Below are 21,721 nucleotides of genomic sequence, written 5' to 3' on the forward strand. Positions count from 1 at the left end.
TGGGATTTTAAATATGAAAGAATTAGTTCGAAAAAACAAGTCTGGGCATGCACAAGGAATAACGTCTGTTTGTTCTGCCCATCCTTTTGTTATTGAAGCTACATTACATTTCAACCTGAATACATCAAACAAAGTGCTTATTGAAGCCACGTCTAATCAGGTAAACCAATTGGGAGGATATACAGGTATGCGACCTGTAGATTTCAAAAATTTTGTTTACAGTATCGCTGAAAAAGTCGGCTTTCCTAAGCACCAAATTATTTTAGGAGGAGATCACCTCGGGCCTAATTGTTGGCAAGATGAACCATCAACGGTAGCAATGGAAAAAGCGAAAAATCTCGTGGTTGAATATGCTAAGGCTGGTTTTACTAAAATTCACTTAGATACATCAATGTCTTGTAATGATGATCCTATTCCTCTTCATCCTCAAATCGTTGCTGATCGTGCTGCAGAATTGTGCCATGCAATAGAGAATGAATTATCTCCTCAAGAATGTGAGAATATCAGTTATATTATAGGTACTGAAGTCCCTGTTCCTGGTGGAGAAGCTCATGCTATTTCTAGTATTGATGTGACTAGTGTGGAAAGTGCAAAACAAACTATTGATACTCATAGAATCGCATTTGATAAATTGGGACTACATAATGCTTTCAAAAGAGTTATTGGAATAGTCGTTCAACCAGGTGTTGAATTTGATCATTCTAATGTCATTTTATACCAACCTGAACAAGCTCAGAATCTATCTGAATTTATCAAAACAACACCTTACGTATTTGAGGCTCATTCAACCGACTATCAAACACCTCAATCATATAGAAATTTAGTCAATGATCATTTTGCAATCTTAAAAGTTGGACCAGCTCTCACTTTTGCGCTACGCGAAGCACTTTTTGCTCTTGCTAATATTGAGGAAGAAATTATCCCTCCTGAACAACGTAGTCGTTTACTTGAGGTGATTGATCAAGTTATGCAAGATGATCCGAAATATTGGAAGAAGTACTACGCACCAACTCATTCAAAAGCAATGATTGATCTTCATTTCAGTTTATCAGATCGCATACGTTATTATTGGCCTAACAAACGTATTGAACATGCAGTAACTAAATTAATAAACAATTTATCAAATGAACAAATACCATTTGGGCTACTCAGTCAATATCTACCAGAGCAATATAAAAAAGTTATCCAGAAAAAAATTGAAGCAAAACCAACTGCACTTATCATGGATAAAATACAACAAGTGCTTGGAGATTATTCCTATGGATGCAATGGAGAAGCAATATGAGCCAAAATTTATTAATCAAAACTGATATTTCTTTTGATAGCTTTTCAGAAGTTTTTCATCATCTTGCAGATGTATTTATAGAAAAAGGCATTGTGAAAGAAAGCTATCGAGATGCCATTTTTGAACGAGAAATGGAGTTCCCAACAGGGATCGAATTAGAAAAGCATTCTATAGCAATTCCTCATTGCGATGCGGATCATGCTCTACAACCTGCTATATATTTTATTCGACCAAATAAAACTGTGGAATTTAATCGTCCAGATGAAGATTCAACTGTAGACGCTGAACTCATCATCGCCTTAGTAGTGACAGATCCGAAAGAACAAATCACTATATTACAGAAATTATTCAAAATTCTACAAAAGAATGATTTTGTTGAATTACTTCTTAATGCCCCTGATAGCGAACTAGCTACAATCATAAAACAAAACCTATAGGAGTTATTTATGAAAAAGAAAATTATTGTTGCCTGTGGCGGTGCTGTTGCTACATCAACTCTTGCCGCAGAAGAAATTAAAGAGTTATGTTCTCAACATAATATTCCAATAGAACTCATTCAATGCAGAATTAATGAAATTGGTACTTATTTAGATGGTACAGATTTAATTTGCACAACATCTAAAGTAACTCAAGATTTTGGTGATATTCCACTAGTACATGGAATGCCATTTGTATCTGGTGTAGGTATTGAAGAATTACAAGAAAAGATTCTCAATATTTTAGCTAATTAAAACTAATTAAAGACCTTTTTATACGGAGGAATTCATTATGTTTACTGAAATTATGCAATATATTTTAGATTTGGGGCCAGCAGTAATGCTACCAATCGTAATTATTATTTTCTCCCTAATTCTAGGAATGAAATTAGGCGATTCTTTTAAAGCAGGATTACAAATTGGTATTGGTTTTGTGGGTATCGGTTTAGTAATAGGTCTAATGCTTGATAGTATTGGACCTGCTGCCAAAGAAATGGCTCACACATTTGATATTAAATTAAATGTTGTAGATTTAGGATGGCCAGGAGCTTCACCAATTACTTGGGCATCACAAATTGCATTAATAGCTATCCCAATTGCGATTGCAACTAACATCGTTATGTTAATTTTAAAAATGACGCGTGTTGTGAACGTGGATATTTGGAATATCTGGCATATGACCTTTACAGGTGCATTAGTTCATATTGCAACAGGTTCATATTGGTTAGGCATATTAGGCGTTATTATCCACGCAGCTTTTGCTTATAAACTAGGTGATTGGTTTAGTCGTGATACAAGAAATTACTTTGAATTAGAAGGTATTGCAGTTCCTCATGGTACCTCTGCTTACTTAGGCCCTATCGCTGTCTTAGTTGATACGATCATTGATAAAATCCCAGGCTTAAACAAAATTAATTTTTCTGCAGATGATTTACAAAAACGTTTTGGCACTCTTGGTGAACCTGTTACAGTTGGTTTTATTATGGGGATTGCAATCGGTTTACTTGCAGGCTACTCAATTAAAGACACATTACAGCTATCAATTAAAACTGCTGCGGTCATGTTATTAATGCCTCGTGTAATTAAACCAATTATGGATGGTTTAACTCCTATTGCTAAACATGCTCGTAAAAAATTACAAACAAAATTTGGTGGTAAAGAATTCCTAATTGGTTTAGACCCAGCATTATTACTTGGTCATACTTCAGTTGTATCTGCTAGCTTGATCTTCATCCCATTAACAATTTTAATTGCCGTATTACTTCCGACAAACCAAGTACTTCCATTTGGGGATCTTGCGACCATCGGTTTCTTTGTTGCTATGGCTGTTGCTGTCCACCAAGGTAATCTATTTAGAACCTTAATTTCTGGAACAATCATCATGTCAATTACCCTATGGATTGCTACACAAACTATTGCATTGAATACCCAATTAGCAGCGAATGCAGGTGCATTAAAAGCGGGAGAACAAGTAGCATCTATGGACCAAGGTGGTTCACCAGTAACATATTTATTGATTCAATTCCTAACTTTTGAAAATATCGCAGGCTTAGCCGTAATTGGTGCTATTTATTTCCTTGGTGTTTTCTTAACATGGAAACGAGCAAAAAATGGGGAACGCTTAGATTTAGCAGAACAAAATCAAACTCAACAATAAGGGGATGCTAAACATGAAAGCGGCAGTTGTTCAAGCCAATAGAGAGCTAGTTATAGCTGATATTGAATGCCCTCAAATAGAAAATGCAGATGATGTATTAGTAAAAGTATTGTATTCCGGTACCTGTGGTTCTGATATTCCTAGAGTATTTCATCATGGCACACATTTCTACCCTATAGTTTTAGGACATGAATTTTGTGGTCTTGTTGAAAGCTTTGGAAATAATGTAACGGGGTTAAATAAAGGAGATATGGTTGTTTGTGCACCATTACTTCCCTGTTTCAGTTGCCCTGAGTGTGAAAAAGGATTTTATTCGCTTTGTAAGAACTACTCATTTATAGGTTCTCGACGTAATGGCGGTAACGCTGAATACGTTAACGTTAATAAAGCAAATATAGTAAAAGTATTAGAAACTTCTAATCCTCTACATAACGCATTTATTGAACCTATTACAGTTGGATTACATGCAATAAATCTCTCGAATGGATGTGAAAACAAAAATGTTATTATTATTGGTGCTGGTACTATTGGTCTCTTAGCAGCGCAAGCTGCTAAGGCACTAGGAGCGAAAACAGTCACTGTAATAGATATTAACGATGACAAGCTAACTTTAGCGAAACAATTAGGTGCAGATTTTACTTTCAATTCCGCACAACTAAGCGCTGAAGATATTTATAAAGAAATGGATAGTTATCGTTTCAATCAATTAATATTAGAAACGGCAGGTGTTCCTCAAACAGTTGAATTATCTATAAAAGTTGCAGGACCTAGAGCCCAGGTTGGTTTGATTGGTACCTTACATAATGATTTACATCTAAATCAACAGGTATTTGGACAAATACTACGTAAAGAATTAAGTATATTAGGTTCTTGGATGAACTATTCTGCTCCTTGGCCTGGAACAGAATGGCAGCAAGCTGCCGAGCTTATATCTCAATCTAAAATTGAATTTGAACCTCTCATTGCTTCAATAAATAATTTGGAAAATTATATTGAGGAAGTAAAAAAATTAGATGGGAAACCCATGAATGGAAAAATTATGTTGAAATTCAATTAAAAGAGCACATAATAAAAGCGTATGATAACTCATACGCTTTCATTTAAAAAATAAATAATAAAGGGCGATGTATGAATACTTTTGAAAGAAGAAAACAAATAGTTGAATTATTACATGAACAAGGTAGTGTTGTTGTGACAGATTTAGCTAAACGTTTTAATATTTCAGAAGTATCTATACGCTCCGACTTGCGTATTTTAGAAAAACAAAACTCTTTAATGCGTTTTCATGGTGGTGCAGGGCTACCGACACATCAACCACAAATCATTAACAATCCTCAAGAAACAAAATTAGATGAACGTTATTCACTTTCTTCCAATCCTAAAAAAAATATTGCGAAGTTAGCTCTCGCGTTAATCAAAGAAGGAGATACAATCATTTTAGATAGCGGTAGTACTACTATGATGATTGCTGAAGAATTATTAAACCTCAAAAATATCACTGTTATTACAAATAATTTACCAGCAGCGGCATTGCTTTCTGATTCAGTAGATATCACGTTGATTGTATGTGGAGGCTATGTTCGTCATAAAACAAGATCAATGCATGGAATCATAACCGAAAATGCATTAAAAGGAATTAAAGCGGATATCATGTTTGTTGGTGCAGATGGATTAGATCCACAAATAGGCCTAACGACATTTAATGAAGGATATGGAATTAGTGCTGTGATGGCTGACAAATCATCTAAAGTCGTTTGTGTTGTTGATTCTACAAAATTTAACCGAAGAGGTTTTAATATTGTATTGCCAATGCATAAAGTAGATTTAGTTATTACTGATAATCAAATTCCACAAGACAAATTACTTGAACTCACACAAAAAAATATTCAAGTTGAAATCGCTTAATTTAGTTGTGAGAATTATTATTAAATAAATTACCAATAACATATAAGTATTATTTCATCTTTTATAAACTCTAAATTCACCTGAGTTATAAATCCAAGTAAAATTTTTAAAAATCATCATCTACCACTGCTTTTATTTTACAAAATAAAAAATTTCCCAGTAAAATACCCAAGGTAAATTAATATACAGATAATTAAGGAAGGAAATATGATTTACAGCATGACAGCTTTTGCGCGTCGCGAACTAAAAAAAGATTGGGGCGACGCAGTTTGGGAAATTCGTTCGGTGAACCAGCGTTATTTAGAGAATTTTTTCCGTTTACCTGAAGCATTTCGTGGTTTAGAAAACAGTTTGCGTGAAAAATTACGTCAAAATCTCACAAGAGGAAAAATTGAATGTAGCTTGCGGATTGATAATAAAAAACAAACTATCAGCGAATTGCATTTAAATAAAGACTTAGCAGAGCAAGTTATTCAATCATTAAAATGGTTACAAACACAGGCTGGAGAAGGCGATATTAATTTAACGGATGTATTGCGTTATCCCGGCGTCGTTGAAACACCAGAGCAAGATCTTGATGCGATCAGCCAAGATTTATTAGCGGAATTTGATCTGTTATTACAAGAATTTATTGAAATGCGTGCGCGTGAAGGGGAAAAATTACAACAAATTATTCAGCAACGTTTGGAAAGCATTGACATTGAAACTAGCAAAGTGCGGTCAAAAATGCCAGAGATTTTGCAATGGCAACGTGATCGTTTATTGCAGCGTTTTGAAGAAGTACAAATCCTGCCTGATCCAACTCGTTTAGAGCAAGAATTAATTTTATTGGCGCAACGTATTGATGTGGCAGAAGAATTAGATCGTTTACAAATGCACGTAAAAGAAACTAAATCTATTTTGAAAAAAGGTGGCGCAGTGGGGCGTAAATTAGACTTTATGATGCAAGAGCTTAACCGAGAAAGTAACACCTTAGCTTCAAAATCAATTAATGCTGAAGTGACAGCCTCCGCAGTTGAATTGAAAGTATTAATTGAGCAAATGCGCGAACAAATTCAGAATTTGGAGTAAATCATGGCAATTATTCATTTAACACAATATCGTTTGTTCGAGATTGCAGGGGCGGATGCAGAGAAATTTTTACAAGGGCAATTAACTTGTGATGTGACTAAACTAATAGACGGACAAGCCACCTTCACCGCACATTGCGATCCAAAAGGAAAAGTCAATTCTGCTTTTCATTTAATTCGTCTTTCTAACGAGCAATTTTATCTCTTAATAAGAAGTGCATTATTGCCATTGGCGTTAGATCAATTGAAAAAATATGCAGTTTTCTCCAAGGTAAGCTTTACCCAATTAGATCTGCAAATTGTTGGCATAATCGACGAAAATGTCGACATTTCGGCACAGATTGTGCTCAAGCTAGCTAATCGAACTATTTTAATTAATCCTCAAAGTGCGGTGCCATTTAATGCAGATTTCTCGCAGTGGGATGTGGCGGATATTCAGCAAGGTTATCCGATATTAAGTGAAAAAACACAAACCGAATTTATTCCGCAGGCGTTAAATTTACAATGCATTGAGCAAGCAATTTCCTTCCAAAAAGGGTGCTACATTGGTCAAGAAACCGTCGCGAGAGCGAAATATCGTGGCGCCAATAAGCGTGCGATGTTTACTTTCACCGCCAATTCAACGCTGTTGCCTGAAGTGAACGACGAAATTGAAATGCAACTGGAAAATGGTTGGCGTAAAACGGGGACCATTCTAAGTGCGGTGCATTTTGGCGATGTTTTATGGCTCCAAGTGGTGCTGAGCAATGAAATTTCGGATAAAGATCAATTTAGATTATTGAATACGGAAACCGCCTTAACATTGCAAGCATTGCCTTATCATTTAGATAATTAATCCTGTTCACAAAACTGCGGTGAAAACTTGCCATTTTTTCACCGCGGTTTTATTGAGATCAAACCTCATTTCCTGTAAACTATTCTCCCGTCTTGATATATTAATCAACTCTTTTTAGTTCTATATTTATTTAGGTTTCACTATGTCTACCAATTATATTTTTGTCACAGGCGGTGTTGTTTCATCGTTAGGGAAAGGAATTGCTGCTGCCTCATTAGCTGCATTATTAGAAGCACGCGGTTTAAACGTCACCATTATGAAATTGGATCCCTACATTAATGTTGACCCAGGTACAATGAGCCCAACGCAACATGGCGAAGTGTTCGTTACGCAGGATGGCGCAGAAACCGATTTAGACTTAGGTCATTATGAGCGTTTCATCCGTACAAAAATGACAAAACGTAACAACTTCACCACAGGTAAAATTTATTCTGAAGTATTACGTAAAGAACGTCGCGGCGATTATTTAGGCGCTACCATTCAAGTTATCCCACATATTACCAATGAAATTAAAGCGCGTGTCATTGATGGCGCTGCTGGCCATGACGTTGCCATTATTGAAGTGGGCGGCACAGTAGGCGATATCGAATCTTTACCATTCCTTGAATCGCTCCGTCAACTTGCAGTACAGGTAGGACGCGAACATACATTATTTATGCACTTAACCTTAGTGCCATATATTCCAACTGCTGGTGAAGTGAAAACCAAACCAACACAACATTCAGTAAAAGAATTATTATCCATTGGTATTCAACCAGATGTGTTAATTTGCCGCTCAGATCGTATGATTCCACCAAATGAACGTGCCAAAATTGCTTTATTCTGTAATGTGCCAGAAAAAGCAGTGATTTCATTAAAAGATGTGGACTCAATCTACCGCATTCCTGCGCTATTGCAATCACAAGGCTTAGATGATCTGGTTTGCAAACGTTTCAACTTCTTAAATTGCAAACCTGCCGATTTATCCGAGTGGGAACAAGTGCTTTATCGCCAAGCGAATCCAACTGGTGAAGTAACCATTGGTATGGTCGGAAAATATGTTGAATTACCAGATGCTTACAAATCTGTTAATGAAGCGTTAAAACACGCTGGCTTAACCAACCGCTTAACCGTTAACATCAAATACATTGATTCACAAGATGTTGAAACCAAAGGGGTTGATGTATTAAAAGGATTGGACGGTATTTTAGTACCAGGTGGTTTTGGCTATCGCGGTGTAGAAGGCAAAATTCTGACAGCTAAATATGCACGTGAAAACAATATTCCTTATTTAGGCATTTGTTTAGGGATGCAAATTGCATTAATTGAATATGCACGTAATGTAGCAGGTTTAACTCAAGCGAATTCATCCGAATTTGATAAAGAGTGCCCACAACCAGTGGTTGGTTTAATTACAGAATGGCAAGATGCTGAAGGTAATGTTGAAACTCGTTCAGATCAATCGGATTTAGGCGGTACAATGCGTCTTGGCGCACAACAATGTCATCTTATCGAAGGTTCAAAAGCCTACGAATTATATGGTAAAGCGACAATTGAAGAACGCCACCGCCACCGTTACGAAGTCAATAATAAACTATTACCACAAATTGAAGCCGCGGGCCTAAAAGTCACAGGTTTAAGTGCGGATAAAAAATTAGTCGAAATTATTGAAATTCCAACTCACCCATGGTTTGTTGCTGCACAATTCCACCCAGAATTTACATCAACACCACGTGATGGACATCCGTTATTCGCTGGTTTTGTAAAAGCAGCGAGAGATAATCAGGAAAAAGCTTAAAAATTAAATAAATTCCTAAGGCTGTCAGGCATCGCTTGGCAGCCTTTTTATTTGGATTTTACTTACGCTTGGGAACAGCGGAAGTTGGGGGATATTGTTGAAATCATTATGGGACAGTCACCTAGTTCTGAATATTACACAGATAACCCTGAAGATTATATCCTTGTTCAAGGAAATGCAGATATTAAAAATGGAAAAGTATTTCCACGTGTATGGACAACTCAAATTACTAAAATGAGCAAAAAGAATGACCTAATTATGAGTGTCCGAGCTCCAGTTGGAGATATGGCGAAAACAGATTATGAGGTGGTTCTTGGGCGTGGAGTGTGTGCAATAAGAGGAGATGAATTTATTTACCAATTATTAAACAAAATGAAAATAGATGGGTATTGGCAAACATTAAGTACAGGTTCAACATTTGAGTCAATTAATTCTAGTGACATAAAGAATGCTCAAATAGTAATCTCAAGCCAACAAGAACAACAAAAAATCGGATCCTTTTTCACCGCACTTGATCGCCTTATCACCACTCATCAGCGTAAGTAAAATAAATCATTTGATAGGAGATACCTATGAACAACACAGATTCAACTCAAGAGCTATTTTACCAGTACTATTCTCGTTGGATTCATATTTACAAAGAAGGGGCTATCAGGAAAGTCACTATGTCAAAATATCTAAGTACTTTAGAATGGCTCAAAAAATTAATTCCAAATCTATTGTTATGTGATCTTAATCGTATTACTTATCAGCAATTATTAAATGACTACGCGATCTATCATGAAAAACAAACAACAATGGACTTTCATCATCAGCTCAAAAGTGCCATTCTTGACGCCGTTGATGAAGGTATTTTAGCAAAAGATCCGACGAGAAAGGCTATCATTAAAGGTCGCCCTCCTAGAATGAAAAAGCCCAAATACCTTAACCAATTTGAATTGCATACCTTAATTACTCAACTTAATCTAACAAAAGATATTAATTGGGATTGGTTGATTTTATTAATCGCTAAAACAGGCATGCGATTTTCTGAGGCTTTAGCCTTAACGCCAAAGGATTTTGACTTTTCTCATCAAACCTTATCAATTAACAAGACTTGGAATTATAAAGAGGGTGGCGGTTTTCAACCAACTAAAAATCGCTCATCAATTCGAAAAATCCCCCTTGATTGGCAAACCATTATTCAATTTTCAGAATTAGTAAAAAATAAGCCTGAAGAAAAACCTATTTTTGTTCACAAAAAAGTTTTCAATTCTACTATTAATGGTATTTTGATTCGTCGTTGTAAAAAGGCAAATATTCCCATTATTTCATTACATGGGTTACGACATACGCATGCCTCCCTACTATTATTTGCAGGCGTATCTATTGCAAGTGTTGCTAGACGTTTGGGGCATTCTAATATGACAACAACGCAAAAAACTTATCTACACATCATTCAAGAATTAGAAAATCGTGATATTGATCTCGTTATGCGTTCATTATCAAATTTAAGTTAACCTTATATAGCAAAAACTTACGCTGATGAGTGGTGATAAGGCGATCAAGTGCGGTGAAAAATGTGCCGATTTTTTGTTGTTCTTGTAATAATGGAAGTGAAATTACAATTTTCGACATTACGTTGTTCATTAACTTAGGGTTCCCAACATAAGAAACATAATTCTTTGCAACTTTATTTAATGCTTCAGCTATCATTTTATTCGGTCTAAATTTATCTTCTATCAATACACCACAGACATTAGTACAATAAAACTTACCATCTCTATAGTTAACTGTCCCCGCATTTGCACCATCAGTTGTCCAAGTTATAGCATTTTCATACAAATACTCATTGTAATATCCCATTAAGCCATCATTTTTAGTTTGAGATGAAAAAACAGGATATTGTTTATCCTCTGATATATTTTCACTTGTAGAGGATGTAGGTAATACATAGCCACGAGTGATCTTAAATAAATCTTCTATCTTCCGCTGTTCCCAAGCGTCAGTAATTGTTGGATGGGTTTTAAAGTGCAAACATTAAAAAACCCACTACGACGTTGCCATAATGGGTTATACAGAATACAACTTTTTATGTTGTTTGTTATTCGGGCAAATTAATTCCCAAGAGTTTTAATTGCTCGTGGATTTCTTTCTCCAATTGGGCAATTTCCGCATCATCTTCTTGCAATTGTTTTAGTACAAGATCAATGTCAATTTCTTCCTCTTCTTCAAAAGTATCCACATAACGAGGAATATTCAAGTTATATTCGTTTTCGATGATTTCATCTAAACTGGCAACATAAGCATATTTATCCACATTTTTGCGTTGTTGATAGGTTTCAATAATTTTCTGCACGTGCTCATCGGTTAATCGATTCTGATTTTTGCCTTTTTCAAAATGTTGGCTAGCGTCAATGAATAAAATATCTTTATTGCTACGATTCTTTTTAAATACCAAAATTGTGGTTGGAATACTGGTTCCATAGAACAAGTTAGCAGGTAATCCAATCACCGCATCTAAATAATTCCCTTTTGCGTTGGTTGTATTATCACCAATTAAGGCTTTACGAATTTTCCCTTCCGCTGCACCTCGGAAAAGTACACCATGAGGCAACACAATTGCCATTGTGCCTTGTTCACCTAAATGATATAAGCTGTGTAAAATAAAGGCATAATCTGCTTTAGAAGCAGGGGCTAATGCACCAAATGGTTGAAAACGAGCATCTTTTAATTTACGTTCATTATTGTCCCAATTAGCCGAATATGGGGGATTTGCTACTACTGCATCAAACCGACACAAAGGCTGATCAATCCCTTGCGAATCCAATCCCTCTGGCCAGTCTGTTTCTAACGTATCTGCATTTGATAAGGTCATATTCTTATAGGAAACACCATGCATCATTAAATTCATACGCGCTAGGTTGTAGGTCGTCGTATTTAACTCTTGACCATAATATTTTACTGGTTTAGAGGTTGGCAATTCATTCCCTACGGTTAACAATAACGAGCCAGAACCCATTGTCGGGTCATAAACTAAAAAGTTATCCTGATTATCTTCCACATTAAGCGTTACTAATTTCGCAAGAATTTTCGATACTTGATGGGGCGTATAAAATTCGCCGCCTTTCTTACCTGCATTTGCCGCAAATTGCCCAATTAAATATTCATAAATTTCCCCTAAAATATCGCGCCCATCATCATCTTTATATTCAATCTCATCAACCAATTTAACAATATTCCCTAAAGATTTTGCACGTTCATTAGTGGAATTCCCCAAGCGAGAATCACCTAAATTCAAATCATTAAATACGCCACGAAAATCTGCCACCGCATTTTCATTTAAGTTTGCATTTTGGTTAAAGTTATCAAATAACGCCTGATAATCGCTTGGCATTACCGCTGCATTATGAATTTTATCCATCAAGGAATCCCAAGTATCCTCAGGATTAATGGCATAGCCTAACGAGGCAGAAATATCCTCCAAATAATCTTGTAATTCTTCGCCTTTTGCCTGCACAAGATAAGCCGCATTCACGCTTTGATTTTCCACAATATCAAGCAAATGGTTATCCACCAAATATTGTTCTTGATGTTTTGATAAATAACGATAAAACATAAAGGCAAGAATATAGTTTTTATATTCTGATGCATCCATTGTGCCACGCAATTCATTTGCCATTGCCCAAAGTTTTGAAGTGATTGTTTGTACATTACTCATATGTGTTTTCCTTATAAAATTCGTTGTTTTTTAACCGCACTTTCGTGCTTTTTCTCTATTTATTTAAACAAACATCTGTTGCAATAGTGCTTTTTTCAAATTTTTCACATTTTCCAACTTACGCTGATGAGTGGTGATAAGGCGATCAAGTGCGGTGAAAAAGGATCCGATTTTTTGTTGTTCTTGGTTTTCTGGGATCACAACTTTTATACTCATAAAGTCGTCATAGCTAATATTTAACAATCCATCCATTCTTGCCCCAGAAGAAACTAATTTTCCAAGTTCCCACTCTGGCAATTTTGTTGCAAATAGATATTCTAAGAAAGTTGCTTGCGTTTCCCGATTAGTTTCAAAACTATGATAAACCCTTGGCACTAAGGCTTCTTCATAATTTCTTAATTCAAAAACGACACCATACTTTGCTAATTTAGAATTACCATGGTTATATGAAAGTTGCCCTCTTCTTAATAATGTGTAATTTTTTTGTTCTTCTCCAGCAATATTAGTGGAAAAGCGTTCTCTTTGATCCAACCAACCATTACTTGCCGACATAGTTAGAGTCGGTAAGTCCATTCTGCCGTCATTACCATAAACTCGTTTTGTTATCTCCCCCAACTTCCGCTGTTCCCAAGCGTCAGTAAATTCAGGAAAACGAATTTCTGGAAATTCTTGCCCATTTTTTGGGAACATTTTTTGTAACAAAGATTTCTTCAATTTTTTTACATTTTCTAACTTACGCTGATGAGTGGTGATAAGGCGATCAAGTGCGGTGAAAAATGTGCCGATTTTTTGTTGTTCTTGTTTTTCCATTGGTATATAAAATTCTGTATTACAAACAATTTTCCAATCTGAACGAGGCATTTTTGAACCAGCTGATAAATTAGCTACTGTTTGGAATAATTTACCTTGAATCAGAAAATATAAATAATCGCTACATAACATCTTTGAACTTAAAACCCACCAATCACCTACTGCGACACCATTAAAATCAGGATGTAACCAGTTTTCCAAATAAGGTCGTAATTTACCGAATAGTACATCCCCTGCTTTAAATTCAATTCCTTTTTTATTATTACCTTTGATGAAAATATTTTTATTTAATCGTCCTTCACTTGAAATAATATCTTCATATTCAACTGTTGGTAACTGATTACCCGTCTCAGTTTTTGAACGTCTAAAAGCTAATTCAGAGAATTTCCTCTGTTCCCAAGCGTCAGTAAATTCAGGAAAACGAAGTTTAGGTACGGACGATTTTTTGTTATTCATTGTTGTTTTTCTCTACATTTCTAAAAAGTGCGGTGGATTTTGACAAAATTTTACATTGAAAAATAAAAAATGTATGTTAAAATCTGTGCCAATATGACTGACGCCTCTGCTTTTGCACGCGTCAGTTCTCATTTCCATAGCTTCAAATTTTCCCAATCTAATGGCAACCCCATATCATTTATCAAGACCGCATCATTGTTAGGTTTAGGAAATGTTTTCAATAGCTGATATAGCCGTTTACGCCAAGTCGATTTGGGATTGATCGTTGTAAGCAATTTTTGCATAATACATAGATACATAAACACACGGTACTGATTCATTTCTGGTGAATCACTCAATGGTGCTGATGTATTCACTATATTTAAATTCCATAAACGGCTATGGTGAGCACAAACATTTCGGATAAAATTCAAACTTCTTAACCATTGTTCAAACATTTTTCCATTTTTTACACCGTACTTTGCCGCAATGCTATTTTTATCGTGATAACGCATTCCTGCAAATAATTGCGATAATAAACCAAAATCCCATACTTCAGCGGAAACCCAAATAGGCAATACACCGCCATATTGATCTTTATAATGTCTTATTGCATCTCGTTTTTTAGCTCGTTCAATAAGCTGATTATGCTTTTCTTTCCATTTAACATATTTATCACCCTTAGAAACAAAATTTGGGTGTAAACAACATATTTCTTTACCTGTCTTTAAATCGATTTGATAAGGCTCAATATGTGCAAGTGGATGTAATTTACCAAGCAAATGCACCACATCATTTCTAACCGCCATCTCAATTCGTTCTAAGGCATCTAGTGCCAATAATCGTAATTTTTTATCAAAAATATATAAATCTAAAATAGTTCCAAAATCAGTGCCAGATTGAAATACATTTAATAACACAAGTCGTTTTTGTTGGTTTGATTTGACTTCATCTTTTTGCTTAAAAGAATGCCAATAGCCACTTAATCTGTAATAGCCAATATTTTTTAGATAATGTAATGCTCGTGCTTCATCACTAATACACATTTTTCGACATTTCAATACGTTCAGTAATTCATCATAATCTTTCCACTCTTTTATGGGCTTCATTTCTTCCACAAAATCACTCTCCCATTAATTCATCCGCTAATTGATAAATTGCATTACGCAACTGATTGCGGTATTTCATTTTAGATAAGGCTTTGATTTCATTATCCTGTGCCATTTCGGCGTAAGTTACCCCAGCATTTTTAATTAATTCTGTAAGCTGGTCGTTGTCATCAAGATCTTTTTGTTGATATTGATGACGACTGAAAAGTGCGGTTAGTTCTGCGTTTGTTATGATTTCAGTTAATCCCCAATATAAACGAAAATCCAGCAATCGTTGATTTTGTGAGGCAAGATTGGCCTGTTCTACAATGGTAATACCGTCTTGGGGTTTATTAATCAGATCTTTGCGACCAAAAAAGCCTTTCATAATCGCTTTCGCTGCACTGAAAATTCGACCAGCAAAATTGCGATCTTCCAAACCATTGGCAAATTTTTGTAGCTCTTTTTCTGTCTCGATCGCTTTTTCGGTTTCGCCAGCTTCCACTTGTTTTAATAAGGTTTCAATTAATTCTGTTAAATAATCGTAATTAATTTCTACATCTTTCACGTGGGTCATTTTAAGCTCAATTTGTATCACTGGAATATTCTTGCTTTTCGCTAAATGATTTTTAAGCTCATTTGTTAACGTATTTGTCAGCATACTTTCTTCTTCAGCACTCATGCCGAGTTGCTCAATCAATTTATCAGGATTGTCATAATCAAACCCAACAGGCTCGCCGTTTTCGTCTTCGCCAGAATATTGTTTTAGCTTAGCAATATTGCTAGTGTAAGTTTTAAGCTGCTCAAACATTTCCCATTTTTTAGTTTCAGAGGGCGGAAGTTGAGAAAAGTCATCAGTAATTTCACGTAAATTCTGCACGATTTCTTTGGTTTCATTGAGTAAAACCTGATATTTCGGGGCAGTAATATTATCTTGTGTATTTTTCGTTTTGCGTTCTTCAGAAGATAATTGTGCGGAATCTTTATTGGCGTAAATGGACAATGCCTCATTCATTAAATTTTCATTATGTGCAGGCCAGCGGTAATTAATCACTCGTCCCCAAGGTTTTTCACGCATATCTGCTACTCGATTAGTGCGTGAATACGCTTGAATTAATCCAGCACCTTTTAAAGTGCGGTCAACATACAGGGTGTTTAATTCTGGGGCATCAAAACCAGTAAGCAGTTGATCCACCACAATAACGAGATCTAAAAATTGTTTGTCTGTTGCAGTTCGATTTAACCGACTAGTCACATCTTCTGTGTAAGCAGAAACATCTGACATACTGAAATTAGTTCCAAATTCCGCATTGTAATGTTGGATCGCCTCAAATAAACCTTGATTGGTTTCAAGCATTGAATCGCTATTAGTATTATTTTGGCTAAATGTGACAGCTACTTTTAAACAAAACTCACCTTTTTCTGACCGCACTTTATTCATTCGTTGGAACTCGCGGAAATACATCATTGCCATTGGTGTACTGGCTTTTCCTCCACCAACGTGGGTCGTTAAAAGTGCATTGTATTTACCACGATTAAGTTTATTATCCCAATTCGAACGATTCTTCCAATGCTTGAAAATATCTCCAACTACCAATTCAACATGTTCAGGATTCTCATCGTAGAAACTTGATTCAATACTGTCGTCCATATCTTGCTGAGTCAAATTTTCAATTTTTTGTGTGATTTGTTGCTCTGTCCAATTCGGGTATTTTTGGCGATAGAATTTGGGTAAGTAATCCTTTTTCATACTTTCTTCGCTAATGGTGGTTTCAAAATCCACTTTAAAACCTAATACATTTCGATCTGCAATAGCTTCACGAATAGTATAAGCGTGTAAAAGTTCGCCAAAAATATCTTCTGTGCGTAAACCATTGGTGGTTTCATCAAACATTGGTGTGCCAGTGTAGCCAATCCAAGCAGAATGTTTAAAGGCTTTTTGAATGGATTGGAAATTTTCACCGCCTGTCGAGCGATGTGCTTCGTCAACAATAAACACGATATTTTTATTCGGTGCTTTGAAAGAAGCTCGTTTGACCAAGGTGTCTAGTTTCTGTACTGAAGTAACGATGATTTGACTGCCTTTACTATGTAATTTGCGATTAAGATCAGTTGTATTTTTGGTGTCCTGTACGGTACCAACATTATCTTTCGTTGTATCTGGATCATAGGCACGATAGTTATCATTAGTTTGCTTCGTTAATGCAATACGATCCACCAAGAAAACCACTTTATCCACATTAGCAGCACGACTTGCTAACCAAGCGGTTTTAAAACTCGTAATGGTTTTTCCAGACCCCGTTGTATGCCAAATATAACCAAGCTTATTTATCGCTTGCGAAAAATCAGCTTTTTTTAGCTTGTTCATTACATTTCTTGTGGCATACACTTGATAAGGACGCATCACTTTTAAGGCTTGTTTGTTGGGTGTGCCGTCTAAAATCATATAATTGGTTGCCATTTGATGTGCCATTGGAATACTCAACATAGAATCCGAAAATTCTTTCCATTTATAGATAGGTTTGTTGTCGGACTGACGTTGCCAGTTAAAGGCAAAATCTTTATTAAAACGATCCGCTGTGGTATTTGCCATGTATTTCACATTATTTGGCGTAATGGCGACCAAAATCTGTAAGGTAGAATAAATATCGCTATACTGATGTTCCGCAATATATTGGTGCATTTGGTTCAACGCTTCATTAATATCGCGTGTTTCTTTTTTTTCTTCAATTTGAATAATAGGTAATCCATTGATCAATAAGGTTGTATCAAAACAGCGGTTTTCTTTTCCTGCAATGACAGCTGGACGTCGAATTTGATTGACAATTTGGTAAGTAGTGTCGCCTGCACCAATTTGTTTTTGATCAAAAACCGTTAAAAAGACGTGGCGATCATCGTCTAAATCAATTTCAATTTGTGAAATACCATTGGTACCATAAAGGAATTGACCAGCGGCATAAGGTGTGGAAAGATTAGAAATAATGCGCTTAACTTGCTCAAATTCCACCGCGCTTAATGGACGTTCTAGCGTTTTTTGATTTAGCTTTTCTAAAATCTGTTTGAAATTTGCCCACAAATCTTCTGTTGTTTTAATTGTTGGTTCATAACGCCATAGCTTTGTGCGCACAATATAATCAGCACTTGATTCATTAATACTATTTTCTGGTGTGATAGCACCAGTACAAAGATATTCAATTAAGTTCTTTTCAAAGACTACTTCAGGCATTTTATTGGTCATTTTGAGCTCGCTTTTTGTAATTGATGTAATACAAGTGATTTTTCTAAATTTGCAGCACGCTGTTTTAAATAAGCTAATTTTTGTTGTTTACAATAAATATCACCTATCAAACACTGCTTTGATAAAGTTGGAAGTTTTGGCAATTTGAGGGATTTCAGCTGTTTCGTTGTGTATTTTAAGACCTGGGTGCCCTGTAACCCGTTCGCTAGCTGTTTTTGAATCGTGGGAGATTCATTCAACAAATAAATCAAGTAATTAGCATCAATTTGTTCTGTTGGGATTAATTTGACATAATTCTGAGTATATAAAAACCCTTGATGCATATCACTAATACGGACGCTTTTACCCGAAATTAAACTAAAAATAACATCTCCTGCAGATAATAGGCTAGTAATAGGATCAAAGGTCCTTATTACTTTATTAGGGGAGATCGCTATATCAGCAAATTGAGCGTCAAGTTCAAGATTTGCTTGCGTATAATAGGTATAACTTGGTGCCTCTAAATCAGTTGTTTCAGAGATACGAAATTGTGGCTGACCACTATTTATTTTCACCAACTCACTCAAAAGCATAATAAACTGTGCCTTTTTAAAATTACATTGTGCACATATAATAACCATGAAAATTACAAATAGCAACCTTTTATTGTAATTTATTAAAATTACAAATAAAGCAGGAGTAAAAATATCTTATTTATGGATCCAAATCAAAAAAATATGATTTTTTACAAGACAAAATCACGAAAGATCGATAACATAGTATTGTTATACCTAATTTAGATTATTAACTTAAGAGGAAAACAAAATGGCAAAAATCGTTAAAGTACTTGGTCGTGAAATCATCGACTCACGTGGTAACCCAACTGTTGAAGCTGAAGTTCACTTAGAAGGCGGTTTCGTTGGTTTAGCTGCTGCGCCATCTGGTGCATCAACTGGTTCTCGTGAAGCATTAGAATTACGCGATGGTGACAAATCACGTTTCTTAGGCAAAGGCGTATTAAAAGCTGTTGAAGCCGTAAATGGTCCAATTGCTCAAGCAATTTTAGGTAAAGATGCAAGTAACCAAGCTGAAATCGACCAAATCATGATCGATTTAGATGGTACAGAAAACAAATCTAAATTTGGTGCAAACGCAATCTTAGCAGTATCTTTAGCAAACGCAAAAGCAGCTGCTGCATCAAAAGGCAAAGCACTTTATGAGTGGATCTCAATCCTTAACGGTACTGAAGGTCAATACTCTATGCCATTACCAATGATGAACATCATCAATGGTGGTGAGCACGCAGACAACAACGTTGATATTCAAGAATTTATGATTCAACCAGTTGGTGCAAAAACTTTACGTGAAGCATTACGTATCGGTGCTGAAGTCTTCCACAACCTTGCTAAAGTATTAAAAGGCAAAGGCTTAAGCACAGCAGTTGGTGACGAAGGTGGTTTCGCACCTAACTTAGAATCTAACGCAGCAGCACTTGCTTGTATCAAAGAAGCAGTTGAAAAAGCAGGTTATGTATTAGGTAAAGACGTAACTTTAGCTATGGACTGTGCATCTTCTGAGTTCTACAACAAAGAAAACGGTATGTACGAAATGAAAGGTGAAGGTAAATCATTCACTTCTCAAGAGTTCACTCACTACTTAGAAGGCTTATGCAAAGAATACCCAATCGTGTCTATCGAAGATGGTCAAGACGAATCTGACTGGGAAGGTTTCGCATACCAAACTAAAGTGTTAGGTAACAACGTTCAATTAGTGGGCGACGACTTATTCGTAACCAACACCAAAATCTTAAAAGAAGGTATCGAAAAAGGTATTGCGAACTCAATCTTAATCAAATTCAACCAAATTGGTTCATTAACTGAAACCTTAGCGGCAATCAAAATGGCGAAAGATGCTGGTTACACCGCTGTGATTTCACACCGTTCTGGTGAAACTGAAGATGCAACTATCGCTGATTTAGCGGTTGGTACAGCAGCAGGTCAAATCAAAACTGGTTCTATGAGCCGTTCTGACCGCATTGCGAAATACAACCAATTAATCCGTATCGAAGAAGCGTTAGGCGACAAAGCACCGTTCTTAGGTTTAAAAGCGGTTAAAGGTCAAGCGTAATCACGCTGTTTGAGTTAAAACTCATGAAAATAACACCGCACTTTTAGTTTAGAAAGTGCGGTGTTTTTTTATTCAGTTTCTACAAAATGAAAGGGATTGAAAATGCTCAATTTAGTTTTAGAAGATAAACATTTAATTGGTCAGGCAAAACATTTTGGTGCTCATTCAACGCATCATGAGAACTTGGTCGTCATGTTTGAAGATGATGGTGAAACCGGCTACTTTTATGCTATGGATTTGAACAACCAAGGACAACCCATCGTGGATGCTTTGTATGTATATGGTGTGGATAATATTGAAGGTAAACATGAACCCCGCCAATTCCAGATCTGTTGGTCAGAAGATGGTATGCAAGCTTTTCTATTGGTCAATGGCTATCCGCATGCTTCCTTTGATTTCCGTCGTTTAGTGGGGTACAACAGCAGTAAATTCCCTATGCCAGACATCAGTAGTATGTGGAGCCACGAAGAAATTAATGACAAATTAGTGGCTGAATGGTTGAAGGTATAAAACTCATAAAAAATAAACCGCACTTTTAAAGCGCGGTTTATTGTTATTAAGGGTTAAATCACATAATCAGTCTCAAAATCATTCATTTTTGTTTGTAACAAAAATTGTTTTGTCCGTTCTTGCTGTGGCGAAGCGAAGAAATCTCGTGCATTATTTTGCTCCACCACTTTTCCTCCATCCATAAAGACAATTTTATCTGCCACTTCACGAGCAAATTTCATTTCATGAGTAACAATAATCATTGTCCAACCTTCTTTGGCAAGCAAACGTAAAACTTGCAATACTTCACCAACTAATTCAGGATCCAAAGCGGAGGTCGGCTCATCTAATAAAATTAAATCAGGTTGAACAGCTAAAGCGCGAGCAATACCAACCCGTTGTTGCTGACCACCTGAAAGCTGTGATGGATAAAGGTTCACTTTATCAGCTAGACCTACTTTAGCTAACAATTCTAATGCTTGTTGCTTCGCTTGCTCTGCTGGTACTTTTTGCACAATCACAGGACCTTCCATCACGTTCTCAAGTGCGGTGCGATGAGGGAATAAATTATATTGCTGAAAAACCATGGATGAATGGCGACGCAAGGCTAACTCTGTGGCTTTAGGAATTTTTTGTGCGAAATCAATGGAAAGGCATCCGTCAGTAAAACGTAAGGTGCCAGCATCAGCTCTTTCCAATAAATTAAGGCAACGTAAAAAAGTGGTTTTCCCCGACCCTGAAGGCCCTAAAATAGCCACTACTTCCCCTTTTTGAATGCTTAAATCTACGCCTTTCAGTACTTCATTACCATTGAATTGCTTATGAATATTTTTAATTTCTAACATTGCTT

20 protein-coding genes are annotated in these 21,721 nt (G+C 36.0%); 13 read left to right on the plus strand and 7 right to left on the minus strand.

From position 1 onward, the window contains the following. Window positions 1–13: 13 nt before the first annotated feature. The 11 genes from gatZ (at window position 14) to ACUXZ4_RS00145 (ending at window position 10,504) form a co-directional block, all read left to right on the plus strand. Window positions 14–1,285: a tagatose-bisphosphate aldolase subunit GatZ gene (gatZ, locus tag ACUXZ4_RS00095; protein ID WP_464973058.1), complete on the plus strand. Its 1,272-nt coding sequence runs from the start codon at window positions 14–16 to the stop codon at window positions 1,283–1,285. Further along, on the plus strand, window positions 1,282–1,722 hold the full coding sequence (gene gatA / locus ACUXZ4_RS00100; protein WP_464973059.1) for a PTS galactitol transporter subunit IIA: 441 nt from the start codon (window positions 1,282–1,284) through the stop codon (window positions 1,720–1,722). The genes gatZ and gatA overlap by 4 nt, the downstream gene beginning before the upstream one ends. 9 nt (window positions 1,723–1,731) lie before the next feature. Further along, entirely contained in the window at window positions 1,732–2,016 is a 285-nt protein-coding gene (gatB, locus tag ACUXZ4_RS00105; protein WP_464973060.1) for a PTS galactitol transporter subunit IIB, read from the plus strand. 37 nt (window positions 2,017–2,053) lie between these two features. Continuing rightward, on the plus strand, window positions 2,054–3,418 hold the full coding sequence (locus ACUXZ4_RS00110) for a PTS galactitol transporter subunit IIC (protein ID WP_464973061.1): 1,365 nt from the start codon (window positions 2,054–2,056) through the stop codon (window positions 3,416–3,418). Window positions 3,419–3,431: 13 nt separating this feature from the next. Continuing rightward, entirely contained in the window at window positions 3,432–4,475 is a 1,044-nt protein-coding gene (gene gatD / locus ACUXZ4_RS00115; RefSeq protein WP_464973062.1) for a galactitol-1-phosphate 5-dehydrogenase, read from the plus strand. Window positions 4,476–4,546: 71 nt separating this feature from the next. Further along, window positions 4,547–5,323, plus strand: coding sequence for a DeoR/GlpR family DNA-binding transcription regulator (locus tag ACUXZ4_RS00120; RefSeq protein ID WP_464973063.1), 777 nt, complete (start codon window positions 4,547–4,549; stop codon window positions 5,321–5,323). Between the two features lie 207 nt (window positions 5,324–5,530). After that, entirely contained in the window at window positions 5,531–6,394 is an 864-nt protein-coding gene (locus tag ACUXZ4_RS00125; RefSeq protein WP_464973064.1) for a YicC/YloC family endoribonuclease, read from the plus strand. Between the two features lie 3 nt (window positions 6,395–6,397). Next, window positions 6,398–7,228, plus strand: coding sequence for a CAF17-like 4Fe-4S cluster assembly/insertion protein YgfZ (ygfZ, locus tag ACUXZ4_RS00130; RefSeq protein ID WP_464973065.1), 831 nt, complete (start codon window positions 6,398–6,400; stop codon window positions 7,226–7,228). 142 nt (window positions 7,229–7,370) lie between these two features. Further along, on the plus strand, window positions 7,371–9,005 hold the full coding sequence (gene pyrG, locus ACUXZ4_RS00135; protein WP_464973066.1) for a glutamine hydrolyzing CTP synthase: 1,635 nt from the start codon (window positions 7,371–7,373) through the stop codon (window positions 9,003–9,005). Between the two features lie 51 nt (window positions 9,006–9,056). Further along, window positions 9,057–9,551: a restriction endonuclease subunit S gene (locus ACUXZ4_RS00140; RefSeq protein WP_464973067.1), complete on the plus strand. Its 495-nt coding sequence runs from the start codon at window positions 9,057–9,059 to the stop codon at window positions 9,549–9,551. Window positions 9,552–9,577: 26 nt separating this feature from the next. After that, window positions 9,578–10,504 (plus strand): site-specific integrase, encoded by a 927-nt coding sequence (locus ACUXZ4_RS00145; RefSeq protein WP_464973068.1) that lies wholly within the window; start codon window positions 9,578–9,580, stop codon window positions 10,502–10,504. Here ACUXZ4_RS00145 and ACUXZ4_RS00150 read toward each other — a convergent pair. The 6 genes from ACUXZ4_RS00150 to ACUXZ4_RS00175 all read right to left on the minus strand — a co-directional run bounded on the left by ACUXZ4_RS00150 (window position 10,476) and on the right by ACUXZ4_RS00175 (window position 18,896). Then, window positions 10,476–11,021, minus strand: coding sequence for a restriction endonuclease subunit S (locus tag ACUXZ4_RS00150; protein ID WP_464973069.1), 546 nt, complete (start codon window positions 11,019–11,021; stop codon window positions 10,476–10,478). The two genes, ACUXZ4_RS00145 and ACUXZ4_RS00150, sit on opposite strands and share 29 nt — an antisense overlap. 67 nt (window positions 11,022–11,088) lie before the next feature. Next, complete coding sequence (locus tag ACUXZ4_RS00155; protein ID WP_464973070.1) at window positions 11,089–12,705, minus strand: type I restriction-modification system subunit M; 1,617 nt, start codon at window positions 12,703–12,705, stop codon at window positions 11,089–11,091. Between the two features lie 63 nt (window positions 12,706–12,768). After that, window positions 12,769–13,971, minus strand: coding sequence for a restriction endonuclease subunit S (locus tag ACUXZ4_RS00160; RefSeq protein WP_464973071.1), 1,203 nt, complete (start codon window positions 13,969–13,971; stop codon window positions 12,769–12,771). A gap of 128 nt (window positions 13,972–14,099) precedes the next feature. Then, window positions 14,100–15,059, minus strand: coding sequence for an Abi family protein (locus ACUXZ4_RS00165; protein ID WP_464974034.1), 960 nt, complete (start codon window positions 15,057–15,059; stop codon window positions 14,100–14,102). Between the two features lie 13 nt (window positions 15,060–15,072). Further along, window positions 15,073–18,276, minus strand: coding sequence for a type I restriction endonuclease subunit R (locus ACUXZ4_RS00170; protein ID WP_464973072.1), 3,204 nt, complete (start codon window positions 18,274–18,276; stop codon window positions 15,073–15,075). Next, window positions 18,273–18,896, minus strand: coding sequence for a restriction endonuclease subunit S domain-containing protein (locus ACUXZ4_RS00175; protein ID WP_464973073.1), 624 nt, complete (start codon window positions 18,894–18,896; stop codon window positions 18,273–18,275). Before ACUXZ4_RS00175 ends, ACUXZ4_RS00170 begins: the two co-directional genes overlap by 4 nt. 184 nt (window positions 18,897–19,080) lie before the next feature. Here ACUXZ4_RS00175 and eno point away from each other — a divergent pair, with 184 nt between their 5' ends. Together eno and ACUXZ4_RS00185 are read left to right on the plus strand one after the other, a co-directional pair. Next, window positions 19,081–20,382, plus strand: a complete 1,302-nt coding sequence (eno, locus tag ACUXZ4_RS00180) for a phosphopyruvate hydratase (protein WP_464973074.1) — start codon at window positions 19,081–19,083, stop codon at window positions 20,380–20,382. A 102-nt stretch (window positions 20,383–20,484) separates the two neighbouring features. Continuing rightward, window positions 20,485–20,892: a DUF2251 domain-containing protein gene (locus ACUXZ4_RS00185; RefSeq protein ID WP_464973075.1), complete on the plus strand. Its 408-nt coding sequence runs from the start codon at window positions 20,485–20,487 to the stop codon at window positions 20,890–20,892. Window positions 20,893–20,945: 53 nt separating this feature from the next. On the opposite strand, the gene ACUXZ4_RS00190 is transcribed toward ACUXZ4_RS00185, so the two are convergent. After that, window positions 20,946–21,716 carry an amino acid ABC transporter ATP-binding protein gene (locus ACUXZ4_RS00190; protein ID WP_464973076.1) on the minus strand — a complete coding sequence of 257 codons (771 nt, stop codon included), beginning with the start codon at window positions 21,714–21,716 and terminating at the stop codon, window positions 20,946–20,948. Window positions 21,717–21,721: the final 5 nt, after the last annotated feature.

The organism is Reella acinonychis (assembly GCF_052828705.1).

Bases quoted from the DNA above. Each gene is read 5' to 3' on its own strand.
- gatZ (WP_464973058.1), top strand. From the start codon at position 14: ATGAAAGAATTAGTTCGAAAAAACAAGTCTGGGCATGCACAAGGAATA.
- gatA (WP_464973059.1), top strand. From the start codon at position 1,282: ATGAGCCAAAATTTATTAATCAAAACTGATATTTCTTTTGATAGCTTT.
- gatB (WP_464973060.1), top strand. From the start codon at position 1,732: ATGAAAAAGAAAATTATTGTTGCCTGTGGCGGTGCTGTTGCTACATCA.
- ACUXZ4_RS00110 (WP_464973061.1), top strand. From the start codon at position 2,054: ATGTTTACTGAAATTATGCAATATATTTTAGATTTGGGGCCAGCAGTA.
- gatD (WP_464973062.1), top strand. From the start codon at position 3,432: ATGAAAGCGGCAGTTGTTCAAGCCAATAGAGAGCTAGTTATAGCTGAT.
- ACUXZ4_RS00120 (WP_464973063.1), top strand. From the start codon at position 4,547: ATGAATACTTTTGAAAGAAGAAAACAAATAGTTGAATTATTACATGAA.
- ACUXZ4_RS00125 (WP_464973064.1), top strand. From the start codon at position 5,531: ATGATTTACAGCATGACAGCTTTTGCGCGTCGCGAACTAAAAAAAGAT.
- ygfZ (WP_464973065.1), top strand. From the start codon at position 6,398: ATGGCAATTATTCATTTAACACAATATCGTTTGTTCGAGATTGCAGGG.
- pyrG (WP_464973066.1), top strand. From the start codon at position 7,371: ATGTCTACCAATTATATTTTTGTCACAGGCGGTGTTGTTTCATCGTTA.
- ACUXZ4_RS00145 (WP_464973068.1), top strand. From the start codon at position 9,578: ATGAACAACACAGATTCAACTCAAGAGCTATTTTACCAGTACTATTCT.
- ACUXZ4_RS00155 (WP_464973070.1), bottom strand. From the start codon at position 12,705: ATGAGTAATGTACAAACAATCACTTCAAAACTTTGGGCAATGGCAAAT.
- ACUXZ4_RS00160 (WP_464973071.1), bottom strand. From the start codon at position 13,971: ATGAATAACAAAAAATCGTCCGTACCTAAACTTCGTTTTCCTGAATTT.
- ACUXZ4_RS00165 (WP_464974034.1), bottom strand. From the start codon at position 15,059: ATGAAGCCCATAAAAGAGTGGAAAGATTATGATGAATTACTGAACGTA.
- ACUXZ4_RS00170 (WP_464973072.1), bottom strand. From the start codon at position 18,276: ATGACCAATAAAATGCCTGAAGTAGTCTTTGAAAAGAACTTAATTGAA.
- ACUXZ4_RS00175 (WP_464973073.1), bottom strand. From the start codon at position 18,896: ATGGTTATTATATGTGCACAATGTAATTTTAAAAAGGCACAGTTTATT.
- eno (WP_464973074.1), top strand. From the start codon at position 19,081: ATGGCAAAAATCGTTAAAGTACTTGGTCGTGAAATCATCGACTCACGT.
- ACUXZ4_RS00185 (WP_464973075.1), top strand. From the start codon at position 20,485: ATGCTCAATTTAGTTTTAGAAGATAAACATTTAATTGGTCAGGCAAAA.
- ACUXZ4_RS00190 (WP_464973076.1), bottom strand. From the start codon at position 21,716: ATGTTAGAAATTAAAAATATTCATAAGCAATTCAATGGTAATGAAGTA.